The following is a 15,366-nucleotide window of genomic DNA, read 5'->3' as shown; positions in this document are numbered from 1 at the left end:
GACCGGCGCATCGCCGGCCGACGACGTCAGCGGTTCGCCGGCTCCCACCCGAGGCTCGGCGCCACGTGCTTCGCGAACGCCGCGATCAGCCGCAGGTTGAACTCGACGCCGAGCTGGCTCGGGATCGTGAGCATCAGCGTGTCCGCCTCGCGGATCGCGGCATCCTTCTGCAGCTGCTCGACGAGCTTGTCGGGCGTGCCCGCGTAGGTCTTGCCGAAGGTCGACCGGATTCCGTCGATCATGCCGACCCCGTCGCCGTCCTGGCGACCGCCGAAGTACAGCTCGTCCTCGGCCGTCGTGATCGGGAAGATCGAGCGGCTCACCGAGGTGCGCGGCTCGCCGGGGTGACCGGCTTCGCGCCACGCCTCGCGGAACGCCTGGATCTGCTGGGCCTGCAGCTCGTCGAACGGGATGCCGCGGTCCTCGGTCAGCAGGGTCGACGACATGAGGTTGACGCCCGCGCGGCCCGCCCACTCGGCGGAGTCGCGGTTGCCGGCACCCCACCAGATGCGCGAGCGCAGTCCTGGCGAGTACGGCTCGATGCGCTGCATGCCGTGGCCGCCGCCGAAGGGCGACGAGGGGTCGCGCTCGGCCAGGCCCTGGCCTTCGATCGCCTGCAGGAATCGGTCGAAGTGCTCGCGAGCGAGGTCGGCGCCGCGAGGGTCCTGCGATCCCGTGTAGCCGAAGGCCTCGTAGCCGCGCACGACCGACTCGGGTGATCCCCGGCTCACGCCGAGCGCGAGTCGACCGCCCGAGATCAGGTCGACCGCGGCGGCCTCCTCGGCCAGGTGCAGCGGGTTCTCGTAGCGCATGTCGATGACGCCCGTGCCGACCTCGATGGTCTGCGTGCGTGCGGCGATCGCGGCGAGCAGCGGCATGGGCGACGCCTGCTGGCGTGCGAAGTGGTGCACGCGGAAGTACGCGCCGTTGACGCCGAGCTCGTCCATGCCCTGCGCGAGGTCGATGGCCTGCAGCAGCGAGTCGCCGGCTGAGAGCTCCCGCCCGCCGCCGAGGTGTCCGTAGTGGCCGAACGAGAGGGTTCCGAAGCGTTGCATGCCTGGTCCAACGCGCGCCGGGCGGGGTCCATTCCATCGCATGGATGTCACTGGCCCGAGCTCTTGCGCTCGACGTCGAGTCGGCGTTACGTTGGTGACACCAACGTTGGTGTCACCAACGATCAGGAGGAGCAATCGATGAACGAACGAGACTCCGGGGCGATCGCCCCCATCACCGTCGACGACCGGGTGCAGCTGGCCGAGATGGTCTCGCGGCTGGGCGCCGCGCTCGACGAGCACCGATTCGACGTGCTGCATGAGCTCCTCACCGACGACGTGACCGCGACGACGCCCGGCGGCACTGCCGAGGGTCGCGAGGCCGTCGTCGCCCAGGCGACGCGCAATCACGTGGGGTTCGATCGCCTGCACCACGTCATGACGAATGTGATCGTCGACCAGGCTGATCCGGACCCCGACCCCGAGACCGAACACGACACCGGTGCTCCCGCCGGGCGCACCGCGAAGGTCAGGGCCAACCTCACCGCGCACTTCGCCCACGCCGACGGCGTGCCCGTGCAGGTGATCGGCGCGGTCTACCGCTTCGGCGTCCGCGAGACCGAGGCGGGTTGGCGCATCGCCGAACTGCAGGTCGTGCCGACCTGGCGCACCTCGCCCGCGACGCAGCCGGCCGCGGCGTGACCCCGGCGCCCCCTGCGACCCCGGCGCCCACACCCGACGGCATGGGCGTCCAGCCGGTGCCGCCCCGTCGGCTCGCCGAACTGCCGAGCTGGCTGCTCAGTCGCGCGGCCGGCGTCGGTGCCGGCGTCGTCGGCGAGGCGCTCGCGGCGCACGGCGTGCGCAGGCACCACTTCTCGGTGCTGCACGCGCTCGCCGAGGGCGGGGCGGTGAGCCAGGCGGAGTTGGGGCGACGGCTCGGGCTCGATCGCAGCGACCTGCACGTCGTGCTCGGCGAACTCGAGGCGTCCGGCCTCGTCGAGCGCTCCCCTGACGTGCACGATCGACGCCGCAACAGCGTCGACATCACGGAGCCCGGCCGCGCACGGCTCGTCGAACTCGACGCCGCGGTCGACTCGGCGCAGCGCACGCTGCTCGCTCGACTCGACGACGCCGAGCGGGCGGAGTTCCGCCGACTGCTCGTCGTGCTGCTCGGCGACTCGATCCCCGCACCCGCTGAGTGATGGCGGTTGCCGCGGCATCCGTCTACCTTGAATGAGGGGGCCAGGCCTGTGCTGCATCGGGGCCAGTCCGGCACGGGTCGGAATACCGATCCACTTCGCAAAGTTGAGTTAAGTACACTCAAGTTTGGAACGAAGGGAGTCATGAGTGGCGAACATGCAAGGCGCACCGAACTCGCAGGAAGAGCAGAAGTCTGCGCTCGAACAGTACGGCGTCAACCTCACCGAGATCGCGAAGGCCGGCAAGCTCGACCCGGTCATCGGCCGTGACGCCGAGATCCGACGTGTCAGCCAGGTGCTCACGCGTCGCACCAAGAACAACCCCGTGCTCATCGGCGAGCCCGGCGTCGGCAAGACCGCCGTGGTCGAGGGCCTCGCCCAGCGCATCGTCGCGGGCGACGTGGCCGAATCGCTCAAGGGCAAGCAGCTCATCTCGCTCGACATCTCCGCGCTCGTCGCGGGCGCGATGTACCGCGGTCAGTTCGAGGAGCGGCTGAAGGCCGTGCTCAAGGAGATCGACGAGTCCGACGGCGAGGTCATCACGTTCGTCGACGAGCTGCACCTGCTCATGGGCGCGGGCGGCGGCGAGGGCTCCGTCGCGGCATCGAACATGCTGAAGCCCATGCTCGCGCGCGGCGAGCTCCGACTCATCGGCGCCACCACGCTCGACGAGTACCGCGAGTACATCGAGAAGGATGCCGCGCTCGAGCGCCGCTTCCAGCAGGTGTACGTCGGCGAGCCGTCCGTCGAAGACACGGTCGCGATCCTCCGCGGACTCAAGGGCCGGTACGAGGCCCACCACGGCGTGACGATCACCGATGCCGCACTCGTCGCCGCGGCATCCCTCAGCAATCGCTACATCACGTCGCGCCAGCTGCCCGACAAGGCGATCGACCTCATCGACGAGGCCATGTCGCGCCTCAAGATGGAGATCGACTCGAGCCCGATCGAGATCGACCAGCTCAAGCGCGAGGTCGACCGCATGAAGATCGAGGAGCTCGCCCTCAAGAAGGAGAAGGACGACGCCTCGAAGGAGCGCCTCGCGAAGCTGCGCGAGACGCTGGTCGGCAAGGAGCGCGAGCTGGCCGCTCTCGAAGAGCGCTGGTCGCGCGAGCGGATGTCACTGAACCGCGTCGGCGACCTGAAGAAGCAGCTCGACGAGGCCGTGACGGCGCGCGACCGCGCGATGCGCGAGGCCGACTACGCCACGGCGTCGCGCCTGGAGTACGAGACGATCGCCCGGCTGCAGCGCGACCTCGTCGAGGCCGAGCGGGCGGAGTCGGTCGCGACCGACGAGCCGCGCATGGTCAACGAGCAGGTCACCGACGAAGACATCGCGGCCGTGATCGCCGCCTGGACCGGCATCCCGGTCGGCCGTCTGCTGCAGGGCGAGACCGAGAAGCTGCTGCACCTCGAGCGCGAGCTCGGCAAGCGGCTCATCGGTCAGAAGCGCGCCGTCGCGGCGGTCGCCGATGCCGTGCGCCGCACGCGTGCGGGCATCAGCGACCCGAACCGTCCGACGGGCTCGTTCCTCTTCCTCGGGCCGACGGGTGTCGGCAAGACCGAGCTCGCCCGCGCGCTCGCCGAGTTCCTCTTCGACGACGAGCGCGCCATGGTGCGCATCGACATGTCGGAGTACGGCGAGAAGTTCTCGGTCTCGCGGCTCGTGGGTGCGCCCCCGGGCTACGTCGGCTACGACCAGGGCGGCCAGCTCACCGAGGCGGTCCGCCGTCGGCCGTACTCGGTCGTGCTGTTCGACGAGGTCGAGAAGGCCCACCCCGAGGTCTTCGACGTGCTGCTCCAGGTGCTCGATGACGGGCGCCTGACCGACGGGCAGGGTCGCACGGTCGACTTCCGCAACGTCATCATGATCCTCACGTCGAACCTGGGGTCGCAGTACCTCGTCGATCCCACGCTCTCGTGGGAGCAGAAGGAGGACGCGGTCATGCAGGCCGTTCGCCAGTCCTTCAAGCCCGAGTTCGTCAACCGCCTCGACGACCTCGTCGTGTTCTCCGCCCTCAGCGAAGACGAGCTCGCCGAGATCGTGAACCTCTACGTCGACCGCCTGTCGGCGCGGCTGCACGAGCGGCGCCTCGAGCTCGGGGTCACCCCCGATGCGAGGGCGTGGCTCGCCGAGCGCGGCTACGACCCGCTCTACGGAGCGCGGCCGCTGCGCCGGCTCATGCAGCGCGAGATCGACGACCGGCTCGCGCGGGCGCTGCTCGCGGGCACCATCCGCGACGGCGACGCCGTGGTCGTCGCGCTCGACTCCTCGGGCGAGGCGCTGAGCGTGCAGCGGGCCGAGCGGTAGAGCCCGAACGCAGGGCGTGAACGAGCGGATGTCGGATCCCCGGAAGTTTTCTCGAACTCCTGTCGATCCGGCATCCGCTCGTTCGACGCATGAGTGAGGCGGGCACTTCGGCCCTACCCCGAACCGGCCACCCGGCCACCTGACACGAGGAGAACACCGTGAAGTACATGCTGATCATGCGCTCGAACGATGCGGCCGTCGAGGCCTACGAGCAGCTCGACTTCAACGAGGTCATCGCCGCCATGGGCGCCTACAACGAGTCGCTCATCAAGGCGGGCGTGCTGCTCGGCGGCGAGGGGCTGACCGATGCCAAGGAGGGCTTCGTCGTCGACTTCGACACCACGCCCCCGGTCGTGACCGACGGCCCCTACGGCGAGACGAAGGAGCTCTTCAACGGCTTCTGGATCATCCAGGCGTCGAGCGCCGAAGAGGCCGCCGAGTGGGCCAAGCGCTGCCCTCTGGGCCCCGGATCGAAGCTCGAGGTGCGCCGCGTGACCGAGCTCGAGGACTTCCCGCAGGACAACGAGTGGATCCAGAAGGAGGCCGGCTGGCGCGAGGACTCCGACGCCGCCATCAAGGCATCGGCAGCGGCTGCCGCCGAGCGTCGCGCCGACTGACGGCATCGGGTCGTCACCATGGGAGCAACGGATGCCGCGGGCGCGGCCGGGCCGGCCGGTGAGGCCGGCCCGGCGGCGGGCGTCGATGCGAGCCGCACTGCCGCCGAGCGAGCCCGCCGGGCCGTCGCCGCCGTGTGGCGCATCGAGTCCGCGCGCATCGTCGCGACCCTGACGCGCTTCGTCGGCGACATCGGCCAGGCCGAGGACCTGGCGCAGGAGGCGCTCGTCGAGGCGCTGCGCCAATGGCCGGCCGAGGGGGTTCCGAACAATCCGGGTGCCTGGCTCACCGCGGTCGCCAAGCGCCGTGCGATCGACGGGTGGCGCCGTCGCGAGCGGCTCGACGAGCGGTACGCGGCCATGGCGCGAGACCTCGAGCAGGGCGGCGCCGCGGCATCCGACGTCTTCTGGGACCCCGACACCATCGACGACGACGTGCTGCGCCTGATCTTCGTGTCGTGCCACCCGGTGCTGTCGCGAGAGGCGCAGATCGCGCTCACGCTGCGCATCGTGGGCGGCCTCTCGAGCGATGAGATCGCGCGGGCGTTCCTCGTGCCGACCGCGACGATTCAGCAGCGCATCGTGCGGGCCAAGAAGACCCTCGCCGCCGCGAACGTGCCGTTCGAAGTGCCCGAGCCGAACGAGTACCCGGCGCGGCTCGCGTCGGTGCTGCAGGTGCTCTACCTCGTGTTCAACGAGGGGTATCTGCCCGCATCGGGCAGCGAATGGGTGCGCGCGGATGTCTCGAACGAGGCCCTGCGCCTCGCCAGGGTGGTCGCGGGCCTCATGCCGCGCGAGCCCGAGGCCTGGTCGCTCGTGGCCCTGATGGAGTTCACGGCGGCGCGGTTCCCGGCGCGCACGGCGCCCGACGGATCGGCGATCCCGCTCGACGAGCAGGACCGCACGCGCTGGGACCGCGCGCAGCTCGGCCGTGGACGCGCCGCACTCGCCAAGGCCGACGGCATCGGGCGCGGTCGCGCCGCCTACGGGCTCCAGGCGGCGATCGCCGAGCAGCACGCGATCGCACCGTCGGTCGACGAGACCGACTGGGCGCACATCGTGGTGCTCTACGAGGCGCTCGGACGCATCGCGCCGTCGCCCGTGGTCGACCTGAACCGTGCGGTGGCGATCGCGATGTCGACCGGGCCGGCCTCGGCGCTGCTCGTCGTCGACGAGCTCGCAGCGGCCGGACGCCTTGCGGGGTACGCCGGCCTGCCCGCGGTGCGGGGCGAGCTCCTCTCCCGGCTCGGGCGCACCGACGAGGCGCGCGTCGAGCTCGAGCTGGCCGCCCGCATGACCGGCAACGAGCGCGAGCGCGACAGCCTGCTCGCCAAGGCCGCGAGGCTCTGAGATCCGCGTCGTTCAGGTCGACGCGCCGTGCCGAGGCTCTTCCATCCCCACCGCGTCGACCGCTACGTTAGGAGCCGACGCAGGCATTCGGGGGGATGGCACATGACGGAGAATTTCGAGACCGGTGGCGCTGTACTGAGCCGCACGCAGGTCAACGTGGTCAGGCTGACGGGATTGGCCGGCATCATCGGCGGCATCCTGCTCATCATCGTCGCGATCGTCGCGTGGGCCTCGGTCTCGAACCAGTTGGCTGCGGAGAAGATCGTGATCCCCGACGACGCGCCGATCCTCGCCGGACAGACCGTCAACGGCCCGATCGACGCGTTCGTGCAGGCGGGCGTCATCGCCATGCACGCCGAGGAGATCGGCGGCGGAAAGACGTACGCCGAGCTCGATCAAGACGACCCGGTGCGCTCCACCGTCATGAACGCGTCGTTCCTGCGGGCGTCGCTGTTCACGTCGGTCGTCGCGTTCGGCGTCGCCCTGTTCGCGGGCGCGGTCGGCGCCATGTTCCTGTTGTTCGGCTGGTCGCTCCGCACCATCGTCCCGCCGCTTCCGAAGGGCGCGACACCGTAGCTCTGCCGCGTGCCGCGTGCCCCGTGCCGCGTGCCCCGTGCCGCGTGCCGGAGCCTCAGTCCACGACGGGCTGCGGCTCGACGACGCCGTTCACGCTCGGCGTGATGCGGCGTTCGAGCGCGAGCGCCATGACGCCGATGCCGAGGCAGCAGACGACCATCACGCCGATGAACACCGCATGCAGGCCGTGGTCGAGCAGGAAGCCCGCGGCGATCGGTCCGGCGATCGCGCCGCCCTGGAACGCGGCGGAGTTGACGGCGTTGTAGCGCCCGCGGTTGTGGTCGGAGGCGAGGTCGTTGTACACGGCCGGAACCGTCGGCTGGAGCAGGGTCTCGCCGAACGCGAAGACCCCCATGAAGGCGATGACGCCGATCGCGGCGGCGAAGGTGCCGGGCACGAGCCCGGTCGCACCGAGCAGCAGCCATGAGACGGCCCACACGAGCGCCATGACCCACATGACGCGCGTGCGCCGCTTGCCCGCGATGCGCTTCAGCACCGCGAACTGCAGCAGCACGATCACGAGGGTGTTCGCGGCGAACGCGAAACCGATCGTGCTGGTCGGCACCTCGGCGACCTGTCGGGCGAACGCGGGGAAGCCGGCCTCCATCTGCCCGTACCCGACGAACATCGCCACGAACGTGAGCAGCGACACCCAGATCACGGCCGGGCGGCGGATGATCTGCAGGTACCCGCCCGCGCCTTCGGACTCCCCGTCGGCCGGTGCGTCGGCCTGCGTGCGCACGTGCCGCAGCGGCCCGAGCAGCAGGGCCATGGGAATGAGCGCGCTCGCCGCGTCGACGAGGAAGATCGTGACGAACGTCTCGGGCGCCTCGACGTTCACGTAGAAGCCGCCGACGATGCCGCCGACCCCGATGCCGAGGTTCACGAGCGCGAAGTTGATGCCGAAGTACTGCTGCCGCAGGTCGCCGGTCACGACGCTCGCGATGAGCGCGTTGAACCCGGGCCACGAGACGCCGAAGTTCACGCCGATGAGCACGAGCCCGACCGCGGCCACGGCGGGATGGGTGGCGAACGCGAGCAGCACGTTGCCGAGGAGCATCGCGATCAGTCCGACGATGAGGATGCGGCGGGCGCCGTAGCGGTCGATGAGGCTGCCGCCCGGCCCCGTGACGATGAGCCCGACGACGGCGATGAGCCCCATGAGCGTGCCAGAGAGCGCGAGGTCGAACCCGCGCACCTCGTGCAGGTAGATGATCGTGAACGGCAGCGTGAGTCCGCGCCCGAGCGTCTGGATCGCGACGGTCGAGAGCAGCCATCGGCCCTCGGTCGGCAGGGCGCGCCAGAAGCCGCGGATTCCGTTCACCCGTGCATCCTGTCGCAGGCCACCGACATCCGCACGCCGGGGCACTCGCCCCCGACATCCGCAGGCCCGGCGGTGTTCACCCTCGACGGGTAGGCTCCCCGCATGCTCGTGGGGGGTGGCGTCCGCGCCGACGACCTGATCGTCGAGACCGACCTCGGCGCGGTGCGCGGGGTGCGCGAACGCGGCATTCGCGCCTGGCGGGGCATCCCGTACGCGGCGGCCCCCGACGGCCCGCGCCGGTTCCTCGCGCCGGTGCCGGCCGAGCCGTGGGCCGGGGTGCGCGACGCCGCCCGGTTCGGCCCGGTCGCGCCGCAGAACCGCCGCGGCCAGTTCATCGGCGCGCACCCGCGGCTCCCTCGCAGCGAGGACTGCCTGCGCATCAACATCACGGCTCCGGATGCCGCGGGCGACGATCTTCGCCCCGTGATGGTGTTCGTGCACGGCGGGGCGTACAGCGTCGGATCCTCCGACGAGTACCCGCGTCAGGGTGAACGGCTCGTGCGCCGGCACGGTGTGATCTACGTGAGCCTGAACTATCGGCTCGGGGCGCTCGGCTGGCTGGACTTCCGCGCCTACGCCGGCCCGCGGCATCCGTTCGACGTGAATCTCGGCCTGCGCGATCAGGTCGCCGCGCTCGAGTGGGTGCGGCGCAACATCGCCGCGTTCGGCGGCGACCCCGACCGCGTCACGCTGTTCGGCGAGTCGGCTGGCGCGAACTCGGTCACGACGCTGATGGCGGTGCCGAGCGCCGAGGGGCTGTTCTCGCGCGCGATCGCGCAGAGCTCGCCGGCGAACGCCGTGTACCTCCCCGAGATGGCCGCGAAGTGGGCGGGCGAGTACGTGTCGATCCTCAGCCGCCTGGTCGACGACGACGACCTCGAGAGCGAGGGGGTCGAGGATGCCGCGGCGATGCTCCGTGCGGCCGACCCCGCGGTGATGGCTCGGGCGACGACCGAGCTGACGGTGCGCACGCCCGACGAGGATCCCGGCACGATCAGCCTCGCGCCCGTGATCGACGGGGACTTCCTGCCCGTGCGACCGCTCGACGCGTTCCGCGACGGCACGGCGCACCGGGTGCCGCTCATCATCGGCACGAACGACCGGGAGGGGTCGCTGTTCGAGGGCCGCATCGACATCCTGCCGACGACGAAGCTGCGCATCAGGGCGATCTTCGCGAACACGCGCAAGAAGGCGCGCAAGGCGATCAAGCGGCAGTACCCCGACCTGCCCGAGCGTCGGCCCGCCGCCGACTTCAGCGGGGACTTCACGTTCTGGTTCCCGAGCGTGAAGGCGGGCGAGCGGCACTCGCGGTACGCGCCGACCTGGTTCTACCGATTCGACGCCGCGCCGCGCACGGCCCGGCTGCTCGGGCTCGACGCGACGCACGGGCTCGAGCTCTTCGCGCTCTTCGAGAAGTTCGACACGCCGGTGGGCACCGCGCTCACGCTGCTCGGCGGGCGGCGCATGTTCCGCGACGCGGGGCGGCGCATGCAGGGGCACTGGGCGGCGTTCGCCGCATCCGGAGCCCCGCTCGACGGCTGGCCCCGATACGACGAGCGGATGCGGCGCACCCTCGTCTTCGACGCCGTCGACCGGGTCGAGGCCGACCCGCGGCGCGAGAAGCGCCTCGCCTGGCAGGAGTTCGTCCCGCACGTCTGAACGGCCGCCGCGGTCCGCGCTCCGCCTCGCCCGCCCGTCGGTCGAGGAGGCGGGCCGGCGCGTATCGAGACCAGCGCCGCTCATCCCTCCCCAGCGCGCGCCCCCGAGCGTAGGCTCGACTCATGCTCGCCACCGTGATCCACGCTGCCCGTGACATCCGCGTCGAGACCGTGCCCGACCCGGTGCTCTCGACCGGCGGCGACGCCATCGTGCGCGTCGTGGCCGCGTGCGTCTGCGGGTCCGACCTGTGGCCCTATCGCGGCGTGACGCCGACGCATGAACCGCATCGCATCGGCCACGAGTTCGTCGGGGTGGTCGAGGCCGTCGGCGACGACGTGAACCTCATCGAGGTCGGAGACTTCGTCATCGCGCCGTTCTACGTGTGCGACAACACGTGCGTGAACTGCCGAAACGGCGTCAGCACCTCGTGCCTCAACGGCGGGTGGTGGGGCACCGACGACCGCCTCGGCGGGTTCGCGGATGCCGGTCAGGGCGAACGCGTGCGAGTGCCGCTCGCCGACGGCACACTCGTTCCGGTCCGCGAGGAGGTCACGGCCGACATGGTGCCCGGACTCCTCACCCTCAGCGACGTCATGGGCACGGGCCACCACGCGGCCGTCTCGGCCGGCGTGCAGCCCGGCGACTCGGTCGCGGTCGTGGGCGACGGCGCCGTCGGACTCTGCGCGATCATCGCTGCGAAGCGCCTCGGCGCCACGACGATCATCGCGATGTCGCGGCACGCCGATCGACAGGAGCTCGCTCGCGCGTTCGGAGCGACTCACATCGTCGAAGAGCGCGGCGACGAGGGCGTGGCCGCGGTGCAGGCGCTCACCGAGGGCGTCGGCGCCGACCGCGTGCTCGAGTGCGTCGGCACGAAGGAGTCGATGGACCAGGCGATCCGCTCCACCCGCCCCGGCGGAATGGTCGGCTACGTCGGTGCTCCGAACGGCGGGCCCGAGCTGCCCGTGCGCCCGCTCTTCAATCGCAACGTCGGCGTCAACGGCGGCGTCGCGCCCGTGCGCGGCTACATCGAGGAGCTGCTGCCCGACGTCATCTCGGGTGCGATCGAGCCGGGGCGCGTCTTCGACCTGAAGCTGCCCCTCTCCGAGGCGGCCGAGGCTTACGCCGCCATGGACGAGCGCCGCGCGATCAAGGTCATGCTGCAGCCCTAGGGTGTGCGGATCACGTCCGTCCTGATCCAGGTCGGCGACGGGCGGGCGTTGAACATCTCGGCGTCGGTGGCGGAGCGTAACCTCGGCCCGTGGCACTGGACACGGAACACCGACCCCGCGTCGTGATGATGTGCGGGCCAGGTGGTGCAGGAAAGACCACCTACGCCAAACGCCTGGAACGCGAGGGTTGGACGCGTCTGTCGTTCGAGGTGGAGTTCTGGGATCGCGGAATCACGACGATGCCCTCCGCCGACGTGGTCGCCGAGGTGGCGGCAGACCTGAAGGCGCGCTTGCTGCGCCTTGTCGCAGCAGGGAGCGATGTCGTGCTCGATTTCGGATTCTGGTTCCGGCGACAACGCGATGAGTTCCGGGCGTTGCTCGCACCCCAGGGCATTGTGCCCGAGACCGTGTACATCGCGACGAGTCTCGAGACCATCGTGAGCCGCGTCGGCGACCGACACGGCCGGTCGGCGGACGATTGGCCGCTCACCGAGCAGACGGCCACTGAGTACTTCGAGAGGTTCGAGCCGCCGACGCCCGAGGAAGGGCCGCTCGAGGTGGTCCGCTCGGCCGGGTGAGTCGCGATCGGTCTCGATCAGGCCGACGCCTCACTGCCCCCTACGCGTCGATGTCGTCCAGCCGCGCGATGACGACCTCGAGCAGGCGTGCGAGCTCGCCGCGCTCGTCGTCGCTCAGGTCCTGGAGCACGTCGGACTCGACCACGTCCGACCCGCGGATCGCGACGCTGAACAGCTGCCAACCGGCATCCGTGAGGCTCACGAAGATGCGCGTGCGGTTCTCGGAGTCGGGCGTGCGTTCGACGAGTCCGCGCTCGACGAGCTTGTCGATGCGGTGCGTCATCGACGACGGCGCGACGTTCGTGAGCTCGGCCAGCTGACTGGGGGTGAGGGCCTCGCCGGCCTTGGCGAGCGAGGTGAGCACGGCCCACTCGCCGGCCGTGACCTCGAGGTCGACGAGTTGCCTCGCGTACCACTGGTCGAGCTTCTTCGTGAGGCTCTGCACGGCCGTGATGACGCGCTGCACCGACTCCTCGCCGCCGGCCTTCACGTAGGTCGCGACGGCGCGACGGTGCAGTTCCTGCGCGCTCGGAGTCCGTTTGGCCATACGGGAATTCTCGCACGCATCCTTCGGTTGCTAATATTTCGATATCGAATACTTCGCAATCGAAGGGTGAGGGGATGCCGCGGCCGACGCCGGCGCGCGACCCCCGTCGCGACATCCGCCGCCCGTCGAACGAACCCTGAGAGGAGGGCGCCTTCATGCGCGCGAAACTGCTCGTGCTCGCGAGCGCCATCGGCTCGCTCGGCTGGGGAGCCGTGCTGCCGTACCAGTACGCCTACGCGGCCGACACCCGCGAGTGGGGCGCCCTCGTCGCCGCCGGGGCGTCGTCGCTCTTCTCGATCGGCGCGCTCGTCGCCGCGCCGCTGGCAGGCCGGCTCGCCGACCGCTTCGACCCGGTGCGCGTCGCGGTGCTCGCCCAGCTGCTCGGCGCGGCGGGCGTCGCCTCGCTGGTGTTCGCCGATGTCCCCGCCCTCTTCCTGGCGGGCATGCTCGTCTTCGGGCTCGGCCTGTCGGCCGCGGTGCCGGCGAAGCAGGTGCTCGCCCTGAACTGGTCGTCGTTCGACGATCGCCGCAAGATCTTCGCCTACAAGTTCACGGGCGAGGCGCTCGGCATGGCGGCCGGTGCGTTCCTCGCCGGGCTCGTCGTCGACCTCGACCGCGCAGACGGCCTCGACATCGGATTCCTCATGGCCGCGGGCGGCTTCGTGCTCTCGTCGGCGATCATCGCGTTCGCCGGGCGGATGTCGCGCGCCGGCGCCCGTGCTCCACTCGAACGTGGGGCGGGCGCGGCCGGCCACGGCGTCTCGACCGGCACCGGCGCCTTCGCGGCCCTCGACGCCGCGACCGGCGCGATCGCCGTGATCGACCCGGATCGCGACGGGCCACGTGCCGGCGACGGCACGTCCGACGGCCCCGGCGCCCCGACCCGCACCCGCGGCGCCCTCCGCGTGATCTTCGCGCAGCCCGCGATGCGCTGGACCGCCGTCGTCACGATCGCCCTCGCCCTCGGCTTCTACGCTCAGTTCGAGTCCGGACTGCCCGCCTACGGGCTCACCGTGCTCGACATCGACCCCTCGGCGATCGGCATCGCGGCCGCCGTGAACTGCATCGTCATCGTGGCCCTGCAGGTGATCGTGGTGAAGGTGACGGCCAAGCGCGGCGCCCCGGCGCTGCTCATGGGCGTCGGCAGCATCTGGGTGGTGTCGTGGCTGATCCTCTCGGCCGCGCAGTTCTCGCCCGGCATCGCGACCGCGCTGTTCGTCACGACCTACGGCATCTTCGCTGTGGGCGAGACGATCTACAGCCCGGTGCTGAACCCGCTCACGGCGCAGCTCGCGCCGAAGGGCATGGTCGGCCAGACGCTCGGAACCGTGGCCGCCCTGCAGACCGCGTTCTCGGCGGCGGGTCCGCTCGTCGCCGGAGTGCTGCTCGGCGCGGGCCTGACCGACGTGTTCCTCGGCATGCACATCCTCGTGAGCCTGATCGCGGTGTTCGCGGCCTGGCGCATCAAGCGGGCGCTCGCTGCGGCCCCGATCCCGGTGGTGTCCGACGAGGTGGCGGATGTCGCGACGCACGCCGCCCCCGACGTCGCCCCGGATCGCGCACGCCCGGGTTCGGCCGCCGTCGAGCCCTCCGCCGTGCCGGCCCGCGAGGAACCGCCGACGACCCCCGTCGACCTCGTCCGCGCGTAACCCTGTAACGCAGTAGCGCCGTACCGCCACCATCTCCCTCGGGGACGCAAGATGCCCCGTGGCGAACCACGGGGCATCCGGCGTTGCGAGGCGCGGTGCGACTACGCGCCGAGCACCAGCTCGTCGAGCGTCTTGCGCTGGCGCGGGGCGATCTCGCGCTCGCGGAGCACGTCGGGCAGCGAGTCGACGTCGCCGAGCACGCCGATCGTCGTGATCGAGACGACCTCGAGGTTGTCGGCGAGGCCGAACGCGTCATGGAGCGCAGCGGCGTCGAAGCCGCCCATCTGGTGCGTGTGCAGTCCTTCGTGCTGCGCCTGCACCGTGAGGTGGGCGACGGCCTGGCCGAGGTCGTAGCGCGCCCACGGACGCGGCTTGCCCTCGGCATCCGCCACCTCGGCGATGTTCACGACGAGCACGGCGGCCGAGTCGGCCCACGCCTGGTTGAAGCCGGCCAGTGCCTCGTGCACGGTGGTGAAGGCGGGGGTGCCGCGGTGCGCCACGATGAAGCGCCACGGCTGGGAGTTGTTCGCCGACGGCGCCCAGCGGGCGGCCTCGAGCACGGTGCGCACGGCCTCGGGGTCCACGACGGCGTTCGGATCGAACGCGCGCGGGCTCCAGCGGTCGACCAGCGGGTCGATGAGGGCGGCCGAGGTGTCGGCCTTGCGGGAGGTGAGGTCGGTGACGAGCGTCATGGCGAACCAGCTTTCAAGTGGGGGAACACGTGCCGGATCGCCTTCGACCCGTTCCATTCCAACGCATGGAGGCTGCTGGTATTCCGAAATCTCAGCGAACGCGAAACATGTCGACATGCGGCTCACAGGTCGGACGGGCGAGGGGTCGGCGCGGGCAGGCCGACGCGCGGATGGGGTGGCCACGCGTGGAAATCGGCGTTGATCTGGGCGCTCCCGCCGGTCGGCTCGGTTGGCCGGCGTTGCGACACGCCCGGGGTGTTGGTGGGATTTGTGTGGTGGGGGTGGGGTTGCGTATGTTTATCCATGTCGCCGCGGCGGTCGGGTCTTCGGGCCGGGCGGTCGGTGCGGTTCTAGCCAAATAACCTCGTAGGCGCGTTTGCGACTCGGTGATTTCAAGCCTAGAATCGAACTTCTTCTTCTCATTGTTTCTCAGCTGGTTTCCGGTTTGGGTTGTGGTGGGTGGTGGTATGGTTGACAGGTTGCCCTGAATGAGTGGCTCACGGTTGTGGGTTGGGAGTTCGGGTGCGTCCGTTTCTTGAGAACTCAACAGCGTGCACTATGTTCAATGCCAATTTATTGAACCCCAACCTGCTTTTCGGAGTGGGTGGGATTCCTTTGATTGATGGACAATTTGATTTTTATAGTCAGTTGTTTCTCTGTCAGTGAACAAACTCCTCGACACTTCGGTGTTGGGAACCATTTT

Annotated in this window: 14 protein-coding genes; 10 read left to right on the top strand and 4 right to left on the bottom strand. The window is 70.4% G+C overall.

What is annotated here, in order from left to right:
• Window positions 1–26 precede the first annotated feature (26 nt).
• Entirely contained in the window at window positions 27–1,055 is a 1,029-nt protein-coding gene (locus tag GQR16_RS04745; RefSeq protein ID WP_157414019.1) for an LLM class flavin-dependent oxidoreductase, read from the bottom strand.
• 138 nt (window positions 1,056–1,193) lie between these two features.
• On the opposite strand from GQR16_RS04745, the gene GQR16_RS04740 reads away from it, so the two are divergent.
• The 6 genes from GQR16_RS04740 to GQR16_RS04715 all read left to right on the top strand — a co-directional run bounded on the left by GQR16_RS04740 (window position 1,194) and on the right by GQR16_RS04715 (window position 7,042).
• On the top strand, window positions 1,194–1,694 hold the full coding sequence (locus tag GQR16_RS04740; protein ID WP_157414018.1) for a nuclear transport factor 2 family protein: 501 nt from the start codon (window positions 1,194–1,196) through the stop codon (window positions 1,692–1,694).
• Between the two features lie 41 nt (window positions 1,695–1,735).
• On the top strand, window positions 1,736–2,194 hold the full coding sequence (locus GQR16_RS04735) for a MarR family winged helix-turn-helix transcriptional regulator (RefSeq protein ID WP_157414017.1): 459 nt from the start codon (window positions 1,736–1,738) through the stop codon (window positions 2,192–2,194).
• Window positions 2,195–2,339: 145 nt separating this feature from the next.
• Window positions 2,340–4,502 carry an ATP-dependent Clp protease ATP-binding subunit gene (locus tag GQR16_RS04730; protein ID WP_170298415.1) on the top strand — a complete coding sequence of 721 codons (2,163 nt, stop codon included), beginning with the start codon at window positions 2,340–2,342 and terminating at the stop codon, window positions 4,500–4,502.
• Between the two features lie 158 nt (window positions 4,503–4,660).
• On the top strand, window positions 4,661–5,119 hold the full coding sequence (locus tag GQR16_RS04725; RefSeq protein WP_157414016.1) for a YciI family protein: 459 nt from the start codon (window positions 4,661–4,663) through the stop codon (window positions 5,117–5,119).
• 18 nt (window positions 5,120–5,137) lie between these two features.
• The gene (locus GQR16_RS04720; protein ID WP_157414015.1) at window positions 5,138–6,466 is read left to right on the top strand and encodes an RNA polymerase sigma factor; all 1,329 of its coding nucleotides are present in this window, start codon (window positions 5,138–5,140) and stop codon (window positions 6,464–6,466) included.
• Between the two features lie 102 nt (window positions 6,467–6,568).
• Window positions 6,569–7,042, top strand: a complete 474-nt coding sequence (locus tag GQR16_RS04715; protein WP_246200519.1) for an aromatic ring-opening dioxygenase LigA — start codon at window positions 6,569–6,571, stop codon at window positions 7,040–7,042.
• A gap of 55 nt (window positions 7,043–7,097) precedes the next feature.
• Here the strand turns inward: GQR16_RS04715 and GQR16_RS04710 are convergent, their stop codons facing one another.
• Window positions 7,098–8,366: an MFS transporter gene (locus GQR16_RS04710; RefSeq protein ID WP_246200517.1), complete on the bottom strand. Its 1,269-nt coding sequence runs from the start codon at window positions 8,364–8,366 to the stop codon at window positions 7,098–7,100.
• A 102-nt stretch (window positions 8,367–8,468) separates the two neighbouring features.
• Between GQR16_RS04710 and GQR16_RS04705 the strand changes: the two genes are divergently transcribed.
• The 3 genes from GQR16_RS04705 to GQR16_RS04695 all read left to right on the top strand — a co-directional run bounded on the left by GQR16_RS04705 (window position 8,469) and on the right by GQR16_RS04695 (window position 11,775).
• Window positions 8,469–10,025 (top strand): carboxylesterase/lipase family protein, encoded by a 1,557-nt coding sequence (locus GQR16_RS04705; protein WP_157414013.1) that lies wholly within the window; start codon window positions 8,469–8,471, stop codon window positions 10,023–10,025.
• 122 nt (window positions 10,026–10,147) lie between these two features.
• The gene (locus tag GQR16_RS04700; RefSeq protein WP_157414012.1) at window positions 10,148–11,197 is read left to right on the top strand and encodes a zinc-dependent alcohol dehydrogenase family protein; all 1,050 of its coding nucleotides are present in this window, start codon (window positions 10,148–10,150) and stop codon (window positions 11,195–11,197) included.
• Window positions 11,198–11,286: 89 nt separating this feature from the next.
• The gene (locus tag GQR16_RS04695) at window positions 11,287–11,775 is read left to right on the top strand and encodes a P-loop nucleotide/nucleoside kinase family protein (RefSeq protein ID WP_211373440.1); all 489 of its coding nucleotides are present in this window, start codon (window positions 11,287–11,289) and stop codon (window positions 11,773–11,775) included.
• A 40-nt stretch (window positions 11,776–11,815) separates the two neighbouring features.
• Here GQR16_RS04695 and GQR16_RS04690 read toward each other — a convergent pair whose 3' ends face one another.
• A complete protein-coding gene (locus GQR16_RS04690; protein ID WP_157414011.1) occupies window positions 11,816–12,322 on the bottom strand; it encodes a MarR family winged helix-turn-helix transcriptional regulator in 507 nt (168 codons plus the stop codon).
• A gap of 155 nt (window positions 12,323–12,477) precedes the next feature.
• On the opposite strand from GQR16_RS04690, the gene GQR16_RS04685 reads away from it, so the two are divergent.
• Window positions 12,478–13,971 (top strand): MFS transporter, encoded by a 1,494-nt coding sequence (locus GQR16_RS04685; RefSeq protein WP_157414010.1) that lies wholly within the window; start codon window positions 12,478–12,480, stop codon window positions 13,969–13,971.
• A 101-nt stretch (window positions 13,972–14,072) separates the two neighbouring features.
• Here GQR16_RS04685 and GQR16_RS04680 read toward each other — a convergent pair whose 3' ends face one another.
• Window positions 14,073–14,663, bottom strand: coding sequence for a nitroreductase family protein (locus tag GQR16_RS04680; RefSeq protein ID WP_157414009.1), 591 nt, complete (start codon window positions 14,661–14,663; stop codon window positions 14,073–14,075).
• Window positions 14,664–15,366 lie beyond the last annotated feature (703 nt).

Source organism: Agromyces allii, assembly GCF_009749385.1.
GTDB lineage: Bacteria > Actinomycetota > Actinomycetes > Actinomycetales > Microbacteriaceae > Agromyces > Agromyces allii.
This window is presented reverse-complemented; position numbering and strand designations above follow the sequence as displayed.